17 protein-coding genes are annotated in these 15,434 nt (G+C 70.5%); 8 read left to right on the top strand and 9 right to left on the bottom strand.

Annotated elements, in window-relative coordinates; genetic code table 11:
• Positions 1 to 25 precede the first annotated feature (25 nt).
• On the bottom strand, positions 26 to 1,243 hold the full coding sequence (locus ACHBTE_RS24660) for a methyltransferase domain-containing protein (RefSeq protein WP_394726250.1): 1,218 nt from the start codon (positions 1,241 to 1,243) through the stop codon (positions 26 to 28).
• Positions 1,244 to 1,390: 147 nt separating this feature from the next.
• Positions 1,391 to 2,641, bottom strand: coding sequence for an aromatic ring-hydroxylating dioxygenase subunit alpha (locus ACHBTE_RS24655; protein ID WP_394726249.1), 1,251 nt, complete (start codon positions 2,639 to 2,641; stop codon positions 1,391 to 1,393).
• Positions 2,642 to 2,849: 208 nt separating this feature from the next.
• Between ACHBTE_RS24655 and ACHBTE_RS24650 the strand changes: the two genes are divergently transcribed.
• Positions 2,850 to 3,569, top strand: a complete 720-nt coding sequence (locus tag ACHBTE_RS24650) for a class I SAM-dependent DNA methyltransferase (RefSeq protein WP_394726248.1) — start codon at positions 2,850 to 2,852, stop codon at positions 3,567 to 3,569.
• A gap of 12 nt (positions 3,570 to 3,581) precedes the next feature.
• Here the strand turns inward: ACHBTE_RS24650 and ACHBTE_RS24645 are convergent, their stop codons facing one another.
• From ACHBTE_RS24645 to ACHBTE_RS24635, 3 genes are all read right to left on the bottom strand, one after another.
• The gene (locus ACHBTE_RS24645) at positions 3,582 to 3,848 is read right to left on the bottom strand and encodes a phosphopantetheine-binding protein (protein ID WP_394726247.1); all 267 of its coding nucleotides are present in this window, start codon (positions 3,846 to 3,848) and stop codon (positions 3,582 to 3,584) included.
• A gap of 142 nt (positions 3,849 to 3,990) precedes the next feature.
• The gene (locus ACHBTE_RS24640) at positions 3,991 to 4,926 is read right to left on the bottom strand and encodes an NAD-dependent epimerase/dehydratase family protein (RefSeq protein WP_394726246.1); all 936 of its coding nucleotides are present in this window, start codon (positions 4,924 to 4,926) and stop codon (positions 3,991 to 3,993) included.
• 60 nt (positions 4,927 to 4,986) lie between these two features.
• Positions 4,987 to 5,424, bottom strand: a complete 438-nt coding sequence (locus tag ACHBTE_RS24635) for a nuclear transport factor 2 family protein (RefSeq protein WP_394726334.1) — start codon at positions 5,422 to 5,424, stop codon at positions 4,987 to 4,989.
• Positions 5,425 to 5,617: 193 nt separating this feature from the next.
• Between ACHBTE_RS24635 and ACHBTE_RS24630 the strand changes: the two genes are divergently transcribed.
• Genes ACHBTE_RS24630 through ACHBTE_RS24615 form a run of 4 tightly spaced genes read left to right on the top strand, consistent with a single transcriptional unit; the run spans position 5,618 to position 9,311 of the window.
• Complete coding sequence (locus ACHBTE_RS24630; RefSeq protein ID WP_394726245.1) at positions 5,618 to 6,397, top strand: cyclase family protein; 780 nt, start codon at positions 5,618 to 5,620, stop codon at positions 6,395 to 6,397.
• A 36-nt stretch (positions 6,398 to 6,433) separates the two neighbouring features.
• Positions 6,434 to 7,144: a class I SAM-dependent methyltransferase gene (locus ACHBTE_RS24625; RefSeq protein WP_394726244.1), complete on the top strand. Its 711-nt coding sequence runs from the start codon at positions 6,434 to 6,436 to the stop codon at positions 7,142 to 7,144.
• A gap of 47 nt (positions 7,145 to 7,191) precedes the next feature.
• Positions 7,192 to 8,301, top strand: a complete 1,110-nt coding sequence (locus ACHBTE_RS24620) for a DegT/DnrJ/EryC1/StrS family aminotransferase (protein WP_394726243.1) — start codon at positions 7,192 to 7,194, stop codon at positions 8,299 to 8,301.
• Positions 8,298 to 9,311 carry a Gfo/Idh/MocA family protein gene (locus tag ACHBTE_RS24615; RefSeq protein WP_394726242.1) on the top strand — a complete coding sequence of 338 codons (1,014 nt, stop codon included), beginning with the start codon at positions 8,298 to 8,300 and terminating at the stop codon, positions 9,309 to 9,311. The genes ACHBTE_RS24620 and ACHBTE_RS24615 overlap by 4 nt, the downstream gene beginning before the upstream one ends.
• Positions 9,312 to 9,348: 37 nt before the next feature.
• On the opposite strand, the gene rfbA is transcribed toward ACHBTE_RS24615, so the two are convergent.
• The 3 genes from rfbA to ACHBTE_RS24600 form a co-directional block, all read right to left on the bottom strand.
• A complete protein-coding gene (gene rfbA, locus ACHBTE_RS24610; RefSeq protein ID WP_394726241.1) occupies positions 9,349 to 10,224 on the bottom strand; it encodes a glucose-1-phosphate thymidylyltransferase RfbA in 876 nt (291 codons plus the stop codon).
• A 105-nt stretch (positions 10,225 to 10,329) separates the two neighbouring features.
• Positions 10,330 to 10,524 carry a hypothetical protein gene (locus ACHBTE_RS24605; protein WP_394726240.1) on the bottom strand — a complete coding sequence of 65 codons (195 nt, stop codon included), beginning with the start codon at positions 10,522 to 10,524 and terminating at the stop codon, positions 10,330 to 10,332.
• 177 nt (positions 10,525 to 10,701) lie between these two features.
• Complete coding sequence (locus ACHBTE_RS24600; RefSeq protein WP_394726239.1) at positions 10,702 to 11,265, bottom strand: ATP-binding protein; 564 nt, start codon at positions 11,263 to 11,265, stop codon at positions 10,702 to 10,704.
• Between the two features lie 197 nt (positions 11,266 to 11,462).
• Between ACHBTE_RS24600 and ACHBTE_RS24595 the strand changes: the two genes are divergently transcribed.
• Positions 11,463 to 11,693 carry a DUF397 domain-containing protein gene (locus ACHBTE_RS24595; protein ID WP_394726238.1) on the top strand — a complete coding sequence of 77 codons (231 nt, stop codon included), beginning with the start codon at positions 11,463 to 11,465 and terminating at the stop codon, positions 11,691 to 11,693.
• Positions 11,694 to 11,810: 117 nt separating this feature from the next.
• Positions 11,811 to 12,731 (top strand): helix-turn-helix domain-containing protein, encoded by a 921-nt coding sequence (locus tag ACHBTE_RS24590; RefSeq protein ID WP_394726237.1) that lies wholly within the window; start codon positions 11,811 to 11,813, stop codon positions 12,729 to 12,731.
• A gap of 39 nt (positions 12,732 to 12,770) precedes the next feature.
• Here the strand turns inward: ACHBTE_RS24590 and ACHBTE_RS24585 are convergent, their stop codons facing one another.
• Positions 12,771 to 13,586 (bottom strand): SAM-dependent methyltransferase, encoded by an 816-nt coding sequence (locus ACHBTE_RS24585; protein WP_394726236.1) that lies wholly within the window; start codon positions 13,584 to 13,586, stop codon positions 12,771 to 12,773.
• Between the two features lie 341 nt (positions 13,587 to 13,927).
• On the opposite strand from ACHBTE_RS24585, the gene ACHBTE_RS24580 reads away from it, so the two are divergent.
• Complete coding sequence (locus tag ACHBTE_RS24580) at positions 13,928 to 15,433, top strand: MFS transporter (protein WP_394726235.1); 1,506 nt, start codon at positions 13,928 to 13,930, stop codon at positions 15,431 to 15,433.
• The last annotated feature ends 1 nt before the right edge of the window (position 15,434 follow it).

The following is a 15,434-nucleotide window of genomic DNA, read 5'->3' as shown; positions in this document are numbered from 1 at the left end:
CGGGGCACTGCTCGGCGCGGGGCGCTCACACCACCCGGACGTCGGGGACGTAGACGATCCATTTGCCGCCCGAGTCCCGGAACTGCTGCTCCTTGGCGATGATCTCCTCGGCGTGGTTCCAGGCGAACAGCACGGCGTAGTCGGGGTACGGGTTCTCGAACTCCTCCCGGGAGCGCACCGGGATGTGCGAGCCCGGTGTCAGCCGGCCCTGTTTGTTCGGGGTGGTGTCGGAGATGAACGAGATCAGGTCCGGCCCGATGCCGCAGTAGTTGGCGACGGTGGCGCTCTTCGCGGTGGCGCCGTAGCCGACGACCGTCCGCCCCTCCGCACGGAGCCTGCGCAGCAGGGAGACCAGTTCGTCGCGGGCGTGCTCCACCCGCCGTACGAAGCCCTGGAGGGTCTCGAGGTCCGACAGCCCACGGCTGCGCTCCTGCTCCAGCAGCTCGGCGACCGCGGGCGACGGGGTGCGCCGGCCCGCGCGGGCGATGGTGTACCGGACCTCGCCGCCGTGCACGGGCAGCCGCTCCACGTCGACCAGCTGGAAGCCGAACCGTTCGGCCATCGCGCTCACGGAGGAGACGGAGAAGAAGTAGTAGTGCTCGTCGTAGATCTGGTCGAAGGAGGCGAGGTCGACGATGTCGGCGAGGTAGGGGTCCTCGAAGACGAACACGCCGTCCGGCGACAGCAGCACGTCCACGCCCTGGAAGATCGAGTCCAGGTAGGGGATGTGGCAGATCGTGTTGGCCGCGTAGATGACCTCGGCCTGTCCCTCGGCCTTGCGGATGTCGGCCGCCGTCGACGCCTGGAAGAACTCGGTGGTGACCCGGATGCCCTGGCGGCGCGCGAGGTCGGCCACGCTCTGCGAAGGCTCGACCCCCAGGTGCCGGATCCCGGCCTCGGCCAGGGCCCGCAGCATCACACCGTCGTTGCAGCCCAGCTCGACCAGGAAGGCGTCCCGGCCGGTGAGTTCGGTCTCCAGGAAGTGCTGCGCGGTCCCCTCGAAGTGCTTGCGCATCACGGAGGACCCGGACGACAGGTACGGGTAGTGGCTGTTGAACATCAGGTGGCGCGGCACTTCCTCGGTGAGCTGGACCATGGTGCACTCACCGCAGACACCGACCGCCAGCCGGAAGAAGAACTCGTCGCCGAGGTACTCGGGTTCGAGGAGCCCGCTGGAGAGCGGCTGCTGTCCGAAGTCCATGAACTCGTGCAGCCGACCGCCGCAGATCCGACAACTGAGCATGATGGAAGCCCACTTCCTTGAGTAGCGGAGTAGCGGAGTAGCCGAGGGGTAACGGGGCGGAGTGGCCGAGGAGCGGTCGTCATGACGCGCCGGCCCGACGGATGACGATCGTCATGACGCGCCCGGCCCGACGGATGACGGCAGCGGTCACAGTCCGCCCGGCCAGTCGTCGTCGCCGCGCAGCAGCGCCCTGGCCAGGCTCTGGTAGAAGGCCACGACGCCGGGTTCCTTGGGGCTCAGATGACCGCGGGCCGCGAATCGTGACCCGACCGCGCGCTGCACGGCCTCCAGGCCATTGCGGTCCTCAGTGTTGATCATTCCGGCGTACGACTCGGCCTGCCGGCGCATCTCGTCGAGGTCGGCGCTCTCCAGCGCGGCGCGCGGCACCAGGATGCCGCCGCGGACCTGGGTCCGGTCGATCGTGCGCGGCACGAGGCTGAGCCAGATCACCATCTCGCCGGCCGCCGCCAGACTCGCCGCGGGGAAGACGAAGAAGCCGTACAGATGGGCCTTCTCCGCGTCGGTCAGCGGTAGGGAGTAGGCCTCCTGCGGTGTGGTGAACGGGATCAGCATGCGCAGGGCCCACGGCGAGTCCACCCGTACGTCCGTGTCGGACCCGCCGGGCGTCGACGGCTGGAGGGTCTCGGGGTGGAACCCCATGACGTGGTAGTTCTCGTGGGCGTTCTCGACGGCGACCTTCCAGTTGCAGGCCCACTCCTCGCTCCAGGACCCGAGCTGTGCCATGTCGTCCAGCCGGTAGTTGGCCAGGTCGTCGGAGACCTTGCTCAGCTCGGGCGCGAGCGGGGCGGCGGAGGCGTCGAGGTTCACGTAGACGAGGCCGTGCCACTCCTCCACCGCGAAGGCGGGCAGCCGGCAGCTGCGCGGATCGAACTCCGGGTTCTTGCGCATATGGGTCGCGCCGATGAGCCGCCCGTCGAGCCCGTACCGCCACAGGTGGTACGAGCAGGTGAAGGACTCCGCCCGGCCCGCGGTGCCGGGCGTCACGAGGGGCATCATCCGGTGCCGGCAGATCGGTGACATGGCGTGCAGCGCCCCGTCCGCGTCCCGGGTGATCACCACCGGTTCACCGGCGATGTCGACCGACACATAGCTGTTCGGCTCGGCGAGTTCGTCGCGGTGGGCGACCAGTACCCAGGAGCGCCCGAAGACCCGGGTGCGTTCCAGTTCGTACAGCTCCGGCGAGGTGAACGCCCGCGGCGGCAGGCTGAGCTGGGGCGCGGACGTCAGATAGCGGCGCAGTTCGTCCAGCAGTGCGGCGACCTCGCCGGAGAGCGCGGCGCCCGCACCACTGCCGTCGGCCGCCCCGTTCGGACCGCCGAACGCCCTGCCCGGCTGCTGCTCGCCGGTGGTCCGGCCTGTGCTCACGCCTGTGCTCACGCTGGGACTCCAACCTGTGCCGCGGGTGGGTGGTCGCCCCGACCCTGGCAGGCCGGATTCGAACCCCGCTCGACAGCGGGACCGGCTGCCCTCACGGGCGGCGCGGCCCCGTGCGTCCAGCCGGTCTCCGGCGTTCCTCTAGCAGGCCGCCCGACGATCGGTGCCTCCGCCACCCCCGCCCTGTCGGGCGCGATCGAATGAGGTCACCGTGTACGGAGCCGAACTCGCCGAGATCTACGAGCTGATCCACCGCGGCCGTGGCAAGGACTATCAGCGGGAGGCGGCCGAGGTGGAGCGGCAGGTGCGCAAGCACCGTCCGGACGCCGCCACCCTGCTCGACGTGGCCTGTGGCACCGGGGCGCATCTCCGGTGCTTCGACGAGCTGTTCGACGAGGTGGCCGGGCTGGAGCTGTCGGAGCCCATGGCCCGCTGCGCCCGGGCGGCGCTGCCGCATGCCGACGTGCACGTCGGCGACATGCGGGACTTCGATCTCGGCCGCACCTATGACGTCATCACCTGCATGTTCGGCTCGATCGGCTATCTGCTCACCGAGTCGGCACTTGTCGAGGCGCTGCGCCGGTTCGTGCGCCATCTGACGCCCGGCGGCGTGCTGGCCGTCGACCCGTGGTGGTTCCCCGAGACGTACCGGGACGGCTATGTCGCGGGCGGCACGGTGTCCGTCGGGGAACGAGTCCTGTCCCGGGTGTCCCACTCGGTGCGCGAGGGGGCGGCGTCCCGGATGAACGTGCACTATCTGGTCGCCGACCCCGAGTCAGGGGTGCGGCACTTCCATGAGACGCATCTCATCGGCCTGTTCTCCCGGGAGCAGTACGAGTCGGCGTTCACGGCCGCCGGTTTCGGAGTCGACTACCTCCCCGTGGAGCCGGCCGGCCGGGGTCTCTTCGTCGGCGTCCGGTCCGCCGGCTGAGCCCGTCGGGGTTCAGGGCCGCCGGGCCAGTTGCTCGTTGGCCTGTTCGAGGAACTGGTTCAGCGTCCGGATGCGGCCCTCCGCGTCCGGCATGCCGATCGAGTACTTCCGCTCGACCTGACTGATCGCCTCCAGCAGGGCGAGTGAGTCGTATCCGAGGTCGTTCAGCTCGATGTCGCCGACATCCGCGCCGGCGCGGCCGTTCTCCTCGATGACCGCGGACTCGCCGGCGCACTCCCGGAATATGTCGACCAGCACCGGCAGGGTGAGTTCACTCATGGCACGTACCTTTCGGCTCGTGGGGAAGAGGACGTGAGGAGATGGAGATGAGGAGAGAGACAAGGCGAAGAAGGGGAAGGGGGAAGGGGGAAGGGAAAGGGAAGGCCCGAACGGGCTCGGTCCACCCCCTCGTTCGGGGCGCTCAGCCCGCCGCCTCCCACATGTCGCGCAGGGAGTCGCGCAGACCGATCTCCGGACGCCAGCCGAGCACCTCCTGCGCCAGCCGGATGTCGGCCTCGGTCCAGCCCCCGCCCTTGCTCTCCACCGATCCGCCCGTCTCCTCGATCGTCCCGGGCGGGAAGCCGGCGACCTCGACCAGGTCGGTGACCAGCTCACGCATCGTCGGCGCCCGGCCCCGCCCGATGTTGAACACCGCGCCGCGGTCCGCCGCCTCCGCGGCCCGTAGCACCGCCGAGGCCACATCCCGTACGTCGATGTAGTCGCGGGCGGCGTCCGCGATCATCAGTTCCAGCCGCTCCCCTTCGGACAGGCCGCGCAACCGCCGCAGCAGGGTGCCCAGGAAGCTGGCCTCCGACGGGTACGGACCGCACACATTGACCGCGCGCAGCACCACGCCGTCGACGTCCCCGGCACGGGCGGCCTCCAGCACGGCCTGTGACCCGGCCAGCTTCGTCCGGGCGTACGGCGTGCTGGGCTGCGGTGGCCAGGTCTCGTCGATGCTGGTGCCGGGCGGCACGAAGCCGTACTCGTGGATGCTGCCGATGTGCACGACGCGCGGGCGGTCGGGCAGCGTGGCGACCGCGGCGAGCAGCCGGTCCACCAGCCGCACATGGGCGCGGTGCATGCCCTCCTCGGTCACCGCCCAGCCGCCGGTGGCGTTGACCACGACGTCCACGTGCCAGGCGGCGAGCAGTCCGGCGATCTCCGGCGGGTCCGCGGCGGCCAGGTCCAGCGCGACGAACGGGTGCCCGGCGGCGTGCGGGGCGTGCTGTCGCGCTACCCCGAGGACTTTGTGTCCCGCGCGCGAGAACACCGCGCTCACCTGTCGTCCGATGCCTCCGGTCACCCCCAGCACGGCGACCGTGCCGGGCCGTTCCGGGTCACGCGGGCTCAGCACGGCGTTCCCCTCCCTGTCCGGGCGTCGGCGGGACCGCTGCGGTCCCGGCTCGTGAGGACCTCACGGGTGGAGGTCGTCACGGGTGACCCGGCGTTCGCGCACCTTGAGTTCGCCGTCCACCCGCTCCAGTACGTCCTCGCACACGCACATCAGATGGAGCCGGGGGCTGCCGCCCCGGGGCGTGGCGACGATCTGTGCGTACGACCGCACGCCGAGCGTGCCGTCCGCCCGCTCCTCGACCGCGACCATGCTGAGCAGGTGACGGTGCACCTCCCCGGCCTCGGCGAGGGCCGCGGCGGCCTTGTTGACGCCGGCGGCCAGCGCTTCGCGGCCGACGACGGGTTCGGGCAGCGAGGGCGGCGCGAACGAGCCGTTCTCGGTGAACGTCCGCGCCCAGCCCTCGCCGTCCCCGGCGTCCAGCAGATGCATGTGGCGGGCGTAGAACTGCTGCACTTCGGCATGGAGCAACCCGACCGACGACGAGGTTCCCACCGGCATTGCCACCGCGTCCTCCTCACGCTCGTGCCGTCCGCATCCGTACGGCGGCATCCGCGAACGATCCCCGACGCCCTTCGACATCGGCTCGAACGCGGCGGGCGGGAGGCGAGTGAGGTTTGAGCGCTTCTCCGTTGCCGCCCAGCACGATCTGACGCGTCGAAGTGAACGGCCGGCATCGGTATGGGAGGTCCGTGTGCGGTTGATCGACCTGTCCTCGGCGGTGGACGCCACGGCCCACGAACCGGATCCCGTGGTGCACGAGATACTGACGCCCCGCCAGGGCGCGGAGCACATGAGCGCGGAGATGAAGGCGCACTTCGGGCTCGAGTTCGACCCGGACGAGCTGCCCGACGGGGAGTTCCTGTCGCTCGACCGGATCACCCTGACCTCGCACACCGGCACCCACGTCGACGCGCCCTCGCACTACGGCTCCCGGGCCGGGTACGGCGACGGCGTGCCGAAGCACATCGACCGGATGCCGCTGGAGTGGTTCTGCAGTCCGGGGATCGTGCTCGACCTGACCGACGCCCCGACCGGTGTCGTGGGCGCGGACCGGCTGGAGAAGGAGTTCGAGCGGATCGGGCGCGCCCCGGCCCCGCTGGACATCGTCCTGCTGCACACCGGCGCCGCCGCGCGGTCGGGCGCCCCTGAGTACTTCACCGAGTTCGCCGGGCTGGACGGGCCGGCCGTGCATCTGCTGCTGGACCTCGGTGTGCGGGTGATCGGAACGGACGCGTTCAGCCTGGACGCGCCGTTCACCGACATCATCGAGCGGTACCGACGCACGGGTGACCGTTCGGTGTTGTGGCCGGCCCACTTCGCGGGCCGTGACCGGGAGTACTGCCAGATCGAGCGACTGGCGAACCTGGACGCCCTGCCCGCGCCGCACGGGTTCACCGTCGTGTGCTTCCCCGTGAAGATCGCGGGCGCCGGCGCGGGCTGGACCAGGGCCGTCGCCGTGGTCGACGAGTGACCGGACGGCCCCGCACCGACAGCGACGGGAGAGCACATGTACGGACAGGAGCTGGCGGAGGTCTACGAGATCTTCTACCGCAGCCGGGGCAAGGACTGGCCGGCGGAGGCCGCCCAGGTCACGGAGCTGGTGCGGGCGCGCTGCCCCGAGGCGGATGCCCTGCTCGACGTGGCGTGCGGCACCGGGGCGCATCTTCAGACCTTCGGCAAGCTGTTCGGGCACACCGAGGGTCTGGAGATCGCGGAGCCCATGCGGGAGCTGGCGCATCACCGGCTGCCTGAGGTGACCGTGCACCCCGGCGACATGCGCGACTTCGACCTGGGCCGTTCCTTCGACGCCGTGGTGTGCATGTTCTGCGCCATCGGCTATCTGGGCACGGTGCCCGAACTACGGGACGCGGTGCGGTCGATGGCCCGGCATCTGCGGCCCGGCGGGGTCCTCGTCATCGAGCCCTGGTGGTTCCCCGAGAACCATGTGGAGGGCTATGTCGCCGGTGACCTCGGCCGGGAGAACGGCCGTACCGTGGCCCGGATATCGCACTCGACCCTCCAGGGCCGCGCGACCCGGATGGAGGTGCGCTTCCTGGTCGGCGACCGGTCCGGCATCCGGGAGTTCACCGAGATCGACGTGCTCACCCTCTTCACCAAGGACGAGTACACCGCGGCGTTCACCGACGCCGGCTGCACCGTCGAGTACCTCCCCGGCGACCCGACCGGCCGCGGTCTGTTCGTCGGCGTACGGCAGTAGACCCGGAGCCGGGCGCACCCGAGACGAGCGGAGACAGTGACTCACCCATGACCACATACGTATGGGACTACCTGCGCGAGTACGACAACGAGCGGGACGACATCCATGACGCGATCGAGACGGTGCTGCGTTCCGGTCAACTCGTGCTCGGCGCCAGCGGACGCGGATTCGAGGAGGAGTTCGCCGCCTACCACGGCATCGGACACGCGGTGGGGGTCGACAACGGCACCAACGCCATCAAGCTGGGGCTCCAGGCGATCGGGGTCGGCCCCGGCGACGAGGTCGTCACCGTGTCGAACACCGCGGCGCCGACGGTGGTCGCCATCGACTCCGTGGGGGCCACGCCGGTCTTCGTCGACGTCGACCCCGAGACCTATCTGATGGACGTGGAGCAGGTGTCGGCCGCTGTCACGCCGCGCACGAAGTGTCTGCTCCCGGTGCATCTGTACGGCCAGTGCGTCGACATGACGGCATTGCAGGCGGTCGCGGACCGGCACGGGCTGCTGGTCTTCGAGGACTGCGCGCAGGCGCACGGCGCCCGCCGCGAGGGCCGGCTGGCCGGCACCTGGGGAGCCGCGGCCGGGTTCTCCTTCTACCCGACCAAGGTGCTCGGGGCCTACGGCGACGGTGGCGCCGTGATCACGGCGGACCCGGAGGTGGACGCCGCTCTTCGTCGGCTGCGCTACTACGGCATGGAGGAGCGCTACTACGTCGTCCGCACGCCGGGGCACAACAGCCGGCTGGACGAGCTGCACGCGGAGATCCTGCGCCGCAAGCTGCGCCGGCTCGACGCCTACATCGAGGGCCGCCGTGCCGTGGCCCGGCGCTACGCCGAGGGGCTCGCCGACACCGACCTGGTGCTTCCGGCGCTCGCCCCGGGCAACGACCACGTCTACTACGTCTATGTGGTGCGCCATCCGCGGCGCGACGCCATCATCGAGGCGCTGAAGGCGTACGACATCTCGCTCAACATCAGCTATCCGTGGCCGGTCCACACCATGACGGGCTTCTCCCACCTGGGCTACGCCGAGGGCGCCCTGCCGGTCACCGAGACGGTCGCCGACGAGATCTTCTCGCTGCCCATGTACCCCTCGCTGGACCCCGCCGTGCAGGACAAGGTGATCGGCGCGCTCCACGACGTCCTGGCGACGCTGTGAGTCCAGCGAGTCCCGGGCCCGAGGGCCCCGCCGGCGGCCGGGTGCGCATGGGCGTGCTCGGCTGCGCGGACATCGCGCTGCGCCGGATGCTCCCGGTCATCGCGGCTGCCGACACGGCCGAACTCGTCGCGGTGGCCAGCCGGGACGCCGCGAAGGCGCGAGGGGTGGCGGACCGGTTCGGGTGCGCCGGTGTCCAGGGCTACCGGACGCTGCTGGAGCGGGACGACATCGACGCGGTGTACGTCCCACTCCCGCCGGCGCTCCACTTCGAGCAGGTGGCCGAGGCACTGCGCGCCGGCAAGCACGTGCTGTGCGAGAAGCCCCTGTGCACGACGCACGCGGAGGCCGCCGAGCTGATGGAACTGGCCCGGCGGCACCGCCGTATCCTCGCCGAGAACTTCATGTTCCTGCACCATTCCCAGCACGACCGGGTCCGCTCGCTCCTGGACGCGGGCAGCGTCGGCGAGTTGGAGGTGCTGACCGGTTCGTTCGGGGTACCGCCGCTGGATCCCGCCGGGTTCCGGTACGCCGCCCCGCTCGGCGGCGGGGCACTGCTGGACGTGGGCGTCTACCCGCTGCGGACGGCGCAGATGTTTCTGTCGGGCGAGCCGGAGGTACTGGCGGCGACGCTCCGGGTGGACGACGCGACCGGTGTGGACGTGGCGGGTACGGCGCTGCTGTGCGCCCCCGACGGCGTCGCCGCGCAGCTCGAGTTCGGCTTCCGGCACTCGTACCGTTCGCGCTATGCCCTGTGGGGCCGCAGCGGGCGGATCTCGGTGGAGCGCGCGTACACCCCGCCGGAGCAGCTGAAGCCGGTCGTGCGGGTCCAGCAGCAGGACCGGCTGACGGAGCTGGCGATGCCGGCCGACCATCAGGTGCGCAACGCGCTGGCCGCGTTCACCGCCGCCGTCCTCGCCGGCGGGGACGGTCCGGTCGGTGAGGCCGAGTCGCTGCTCCAGGCCCGGCTGGTCGACGACGTCCGCAAGGTCGCCAGAGTCTTCACGGACTGACCGGCGCCTCCCGGCCTCCCGGGCGCTCGGGGGTCGCTCAGACCTTCAGCTCCTCGGCGATGGACATCACGTACTGCCCGTAGCTCGACCCGCGGATCTCCTCACCCAGCCGGTGGCACGCGTCCGCGTCGATGAACCCCATGCGCAGCGCGACCTCCTCGATGCACGCGATGCGGCACCCTTGGCGCTCCTCCAGCATCCCGACGTACTGGCTCGCCTGGAGCAGGGACTCCGGTGTGCCCGTGTCGAGCCAGGCGAAGCCGCGGCCGAGGTCGACGAGCCTGGCCTCGCCCTGTTCGACGTAGAACCGGTTCACATCGGTGATCTCCAGCTCGCCGCGCGCCGACGGCGTGATGTTCTTGGCGACGTTGACCGCACGGTTGTCGTAGAAGTAGAGGCCCGTGATGGCGCGGTTGGACCGCGGCCGGGCGGGCTTCTCCTCGATGGAGACGATCCTGCCGTCGGCGTCGACCTCCCCGACCCCGTAGCGCTGCGGGTCGTGCACGGGATATCCGAACAGCACCGATCCCCGTACGTCCCGGGACTCCTGGGCCAGTACGTCGGAGAAGCGGGGCCCGTGGAAGATGTTGTCGCCGAGGATCAGCGCGACCGAGTCGGTGCCTATGTGGTCCGCCCCGATGAGCAGGGCCTCGGCGATGCCTCCGGGGTGGAACTGCTCGGCGTAGGTGATGTTCATCCCCAGCTGGGAACCGTCGCCGAGCAGAGTGCGAAAACGCGGCAGATCGTCGGGCGTCGAGATGACGAGGACGTCCCGGATGTCCGCGAGCATGAGAATCGAGAGCGGGTAGTAGATCATCGGTTTGCCACCCACGGGCAGTAACTGCTTGGACACCACCCGGGTGATCGGATACAGCCTGGCCCCGGTGCCACCGGCCAGAACGATGCCTTTCACGTGGACTCACCCCCACAACGCAACAGCGTTACCGGGGAAGCAGTCTCCCCGGACGCCCTCGCAGGCACCTCAAGCCCCGCTCGTACGCGTGCCCGGGGCGCACCGTCAGCCGAAGTCGGAGGGGGACTGCGGTCCCGCCTGCCCGCTCCAGGCGGCCGGCTCGGGGGCGCCCAGCAGTTGCGTCGCCTGGCCTTCGGTGTTCGCTGCCGCCATCTGGGCCTCGGCCACCACGTCTCCGAGTTCGCGCACCAGGTCCTCGTAGATCGGCAGGTGGACGTTTTCGGCAGGACTGCGCGTCACTATGCCGATCCTTTCGCTGGTCGTCGCCGTCAGGCGCGGTCGAGTCGGACAGGAGGTCCCTGCCCGCGCAACACATACAACACAGCCGAAGGTTCGTAAGTGAGGAGAAGCCGTGGCCGCTGCGCGCCCATCGTGAAAATGTCCCGTGCACGGGGAGCACAGCGGGTCGCCGGCCTGTCAGGCCAGGTCGTCGGTGGGGAGCATGGCCCAGACCGTCTTGCCCATGGGCCGGCGGCGGGTCCAACCCCAGTGCTGGGCCAGGGCGTCGATGATGCGCAGCCCGCGGCCGTGCTCGTCGAGGGGATCGGTGGTGTGCGGATACACGGGCGGGTGATCGCTCGGGTCGGTGACGGCGCAGACCAGATGGGCGGGGCGGCGCAGGCTGAGCCGCAGCCAGATCCCGGCGTCGCCGCGGGCCCGGGTGGGCGGCCAGGGGTCCGGTACGGCGTGCAGGACCGCGTTGGCGGCGAGTTCGGTGACCACCGCCAGGGCGTCGGCGCTGCAGTGGTCCAGCGACCACTCACCGAGGGTGCTGCGGACGAAGTCACGGGCCCGGCCGCAGTCCTGTTCGGCCCCGGTGAGGCGCAGGGCCGCCGAGCGGGGTGCGGTGCGCGGCGGGTCCGGCCGGGTGAGACGGCTCCTGCCCGGGGTGCCGGGCGGTGCGTCCGGCGTCACGGTCAGCCCCGCTTGCGGCGCGGCATGACCGGGCAGTCGAAGCCGTTCGTACGCAGGTAAGGACACAACGTCTCCCTGATACACGGTCAGGACAGGTCCACTGCACAGCAGTTGACGCCACGGCTATTATCCACGCCGACGGCGTCTCCGTGCAATTTCACGGGAAATTTCGCGAGCAATGTCGTCGCAGAGCACGTGGGGCGGACCGGGCCCGCCGGGGCGAGGGACCGCACACGTGGCGGAACGTGAGCAAGGAGAGTGCAGTGCCAACAGCACCGAACGGCGTACGGGCAAGCTCGTTGGGCGTCCGCTGGATCAAGAGCCGGCACAGCAATGCCGAGGGCAACTGCGTCGAGGTGGCGCCCCTGGGCGACGGCAGCGTCGCGCTGCGCAACTCGCGCGACCCCGACGGACCGGCCCTGGTCTACACGCCCGCCGAGATCGCCGCCTTCCTGGCCGGCGCCAAGGAGGGAGAGTTCGATCACCTGGCATGACGTCAGATGGGCTGTGGGAAACGGAAGTTGACTTCTTCATTTCCCACGGTTCGGGCGGCGCGAGGCGGCGGGATGCGATAATGCGGTCTGTCGTATGCCGGTCTACGGGGAGTCAAGATGTCCGCGGAGTCACCTCGCATCTCGCGCCTCGAGCCCTACCTGTCCCGCTCCGAGCCCGCGCCCACGCTGCTCAAGATGCTGGTGGGCGTGCAGCTGGCGGGTATGCGCGAGGACCTCGGGCTCTCCCAGGACCAGGCGGCCCGCTCCGTCGGGTTCAGTCCGGCGAAGCTCTCGCGCATCGAGGCGGGCAAGGGCCGCAGGCCGCCCACGGAGGCGGATGTACGCGCGCTGCTGGAGCTGTACAAGGCCGCGGAGTACGAGTCGTCGGTGCTGCTCCAGCTGCTGCGCCGGGCCGGTGAACCGGGCTGGTGGCAGCGCTATGACAAGCGGCTGATGCCGGAGTGGTTCGACCGGCTGGTCGGACTTCAGGAGGCCGCGACGGCCATCCGCACCTTCGAACTGCAATACGTGCCGGGCCTGTTGCAGACCGAGGCCTACACCCGGGCCGTGGTGGAGCGCGGGCTGCCGGCGGCGCAGCCCCGTGAGGTGCAGCGCCGTGTGGAGCTGCGTATGCGCCGCCGGGAGCTGCTGAACCGCCCGGACGCGCCGCGCCTGTGGGCGATCGTCGACGAGTCGGTGCTGCTGCGGGTGCTGGGCAGCCGCGAGGTGATGCGCGAGCAGCTGGAGCACCTGGAGGCGATGGCACGGCTGCCTCATGTGACCGTGCAGATCGTCCCGTTGGACGTGACCAACGCCTCCGCACCGGCGATCCCGGTCACCTATCTGCGGTTCGGCGGCGTGGATCTGCCCGACATCGTCTATCTGGAGCACATCAGGAGCGCCGCCTTCCTGGAGGACCAGGACGAGACGGAGGAGTACCGGATCGCCCTGGACCGGCTGGGCGACGAGGCGCTCAACCCGCGCGAGTCGCTGGAGCGGCTGAGGGCGACCAAGGCGCGGTACTCCCCCGCCCCCTGAAGGCCTGGGGCCCGGGCCCCAGGGAATGTCCGACCATGCCTACGGGAGCCGGCCCACTCCGCCGAACTCGATCCACTCCTGGGTGAGCTGGCGCGGTGCCACCTCGCTGTCCGGGCGCCAGGTGGACACCTCCACCAGGCCCGGCTCCAGGATCTCCAGACCCTCGAACCACTGCGCGACGTCCTTCGCCTGGCGCACCCGCCCCCAGTGGCCCTGAGTCGCCTGGTTCATGAAGTCGGTGACGAAGTCGCGGACCTCGGCCTCCTCGCTGACCAGCTGGCACATCAGCGCGAAGCTGCCCGGCGCCAGACGCTCGATCACCCGGCGGGACACGGCGAGCGGGCCGTCGGTCTCACTGTCGGGGATGCAGTGGAACACCGAGTTGAACAGCACCGCCACCGGCTGGGAGAAGTCGATCAGACGCTGGGTCTCGGGGTGCGAGAAGATGAGGTCCGTCTCGCGCATGTCGGCGTGGATGACGGCGGTGTTCTCGTTCTGCTCCAGCAGGGCGCGGCCGTGCACGAGGACCATCGGGTCGTTGTCGACGTACACCACGCGTGAGGACGGGTCGACGGACTGGGCGACCTGGTGGACGTTGTTCTGGGTGGGCAGGCCGGAGCCGTGGTCCAGGAACTGCCGGATGCCGTGGTCCGCGGCCAGCGTCCGGACCACCCGCTGAAGGAAGCGCCGGTTGTTCAGCGCGAGGGCGCGGGTGCTGGGGACGACCTTGTCCAGCTCCTCGCAGGCGGCTCGGTCGGAGGCGTAGTTGTCCTTGCCGCCGAGGTAGTGGTCGTACATGCGCGCGGCTGTCGGAACAGTGGCGTCGATCGACGTGGACAGCTTTCCAGGCTCCATCGTTCCCCCAGAGGCAGGCCGGCCGAGGAGATCACCTCGCCGACAACACATCCTAGGGAGAGCGCAGTTGGTGGGGCCAGTCCATCGGTCAACCACCACGCAATGACCACCCGTATCGGACCGATCACACACGGATTCCGGCCGAAAGCCGGCCTCGTGTCGCCAAACGTTCGTAGATGGCTACGAAACCGAGCCGCTCGACGCCCGTCGGAACGCGGCCCTCACAGCCGCCGTCTGCATCTGTGAGGGCTTCTCGGACGCCTTTCATGATCGGGGCTGTGCGGCACGCCGCTTCGAACTAAGGTTCTTGACCGGAAGCCACATTCGACGGGGGTACGCACGTGGCCGATTCGGCGCGCTCGCTGGACGACACCGAGCAGCACGGGGGAAAGCCTGGCCGGTTCACCGGGATGGGCCCCTTCATGCTCGTGTGGAGCGGACAGGCGGTGTCCCTCGTCGGCAACTCCGTGCTGCGGTTCGCCTTCGTCTTCGAGACCTGGTCGGCCACCGGCCGGGCGACGGCGCTGACCACGCTGTCGCTGTGCGCGCTGCTGCCGCAGGTACTGCTCAGCCCGCTCGCCGGAGCCCTGGTCGACCGGGTCTCGCGCCGTATCGCGCTGCAACTCGCGGACGGCGGCGGACTGTTGATCGTCGCGCTGCTGAGCGTTCTGCACTTCTCCGGTGGGCTGCACACCTGGGAGGTGTACGCCGCCGTGATGCTGCTCGGCGGTGCCGCCGCCTTCCAGTTCCCGGCCCTGGGCGCGGCGGTGCCGCTGCTGGTGGACAAGAGCCGGCTCCAGCGTGCGAACAGTCTGCTGGCGAGCGCCAAGAGCACGGCCGACGTCGGCGGTCCGGCGCTGGGCGGGCTGCTGGTGGCGTTCTCCGGGCTCGGTTTCGTGCTCGTCGCCGACCTGGTGAGCTTCGCTCTCGCGCTGGCCGCGGTCCGGGTCGTACGGCTGACCGGGGACACCCGCCCCGTGCCGGACGAGGGCGGTGGGCCGCGCAAGAGGCTCGTCGCCGAGGCCGTCGAAGGGATGCGGTTCCTCTTCCGGCATCCGAGCCTGCGGGATCTGATGCTGGCGTTCTGCGTCGTCAACCTGGTGATGGTGTTCGGCTTCGCCGCGGTGCAGCCGATGGTGCTGGCCCGCTCCGGCGGCGAGACGGCGGCGCTGGCGAGCGTCAACACCGCGATCGGCGTCGGCGGGATAGCGGGCGGGCTGCTGATGGCTGCCTGGAGCGGGCCGCGCAACCGGGCCCGGGGCATGCTGCTCGGGATCATCGGGATGTGTCTGTCCGCGCAGGTGGCGATGGCGCTGGCGGGCGGGGTGGCGGGCTGGTGCGCGGCCATTCTGGTCGGCGCGGCGCTCATGCCGATGATCAACGGCGTGATGCAGGCGATCGTGCAGACCAAGGTTCCGCAGGAGTGGCACGGCCGGGTGTTCGGCGCCGTGGTGTTCCTGTCGCAGATCTCCGTGCCGGTGGCGACCGCGGTCTCCGGCCCGCTCGCCGACCATGTCTTCGAACCCCGGGCCGCCGACGGGACCGGCGTCTTCCGGGTGCTCGGACCGCTCGTCGGCGACGGGCCGGGCAGCGGCATGGCCGGGATGCTGCTCATCGCCGGTCTGTGCGGCATCGCGGTCGGTGTGCTGAGCATGACGCGGCGCACGGTGCGGGAGATCGACACGCTGCTGCCCGACATCGACGCCGAGCCGGGCGGCACCACGGGGGACGGGGCCGGCACCGAAGCCGGGAAGCCCGCCACCACCGACGACTCCGGGCGCCCCGGCGATCCCGAGGGCCCGGAGAAACCCGACAACCCCGAGAACAAAGAACTCGTGGAGGGCTGAC

Origin of the sequence: Streptomyces sp. M41 (assembly GCF_043673425.1) — a bacterium.
In the GTDB taxonomy this organism is placed as follows: Bacteria; Actinomycetota; Actinomycetes; order Streptomycetales; family Streptomycetaceae; genus Streptomyces.
The sequence above is the reverse complement of the archived record's forward strand: the minus strand, read 5'-3'. Positions and strand labels throughout refer to the sequence as shown.

Bases quoted from the DNA above. Each gene is read 5' to 3' on its own strand.
- ACHBTE_RS24590 (WP_394726237.1), top strand. From the start codon at position 11,811: ATGTCCGCGGAGTCACCTCGCATCTCGCGCCTCGAGCCCTACCTGTCC.
- ACHBTE_RS24620 (WP_394726243.1), top strand. From the start codon at position 7,192: ATGACCACATACGTATGGGACTACCTGCGCGAGTACGACAACGAGCGG.
- ACHBTE_RS24625 (WP_394726244.1), top strand. From the start codon at position 6,434: ATGTACGGACAGGAGCTGGCGGAGGTCTACGAGATCTTCTACCGCAGC.
- ACHBTE_RS24585 (WP_394726236.1), bottom strand. From the start codon at position 13,586: ATGGAGCCTGGAAAGCTGTCCACGTCGATCGACGCCACTGTTCCGACA.
- ACHBTE_RS24660 (WP_394726250.1), bottom strand. From the start codon at position 1,243: ATGCTCAGTTGTCGGATCTGCGGCGGTCGGCTGCACGAGTTCATGGAC.
- ACHBTE_RS24635 (WP_394726334.1), bottom strand. From the start codon at position 5,424: ATGCCGGTGGGAACCTCGTCGTCGGTCGGGTTGCTCCATGCCGAAGTG.
- ACHBTE_RS24645 (WP_394726247.1), bottom strand. From the start codon at position 3,848: ATGAGTGAACTCACCCTGCCGGTGCTGGTCGACATATTCCGGGAGTGC.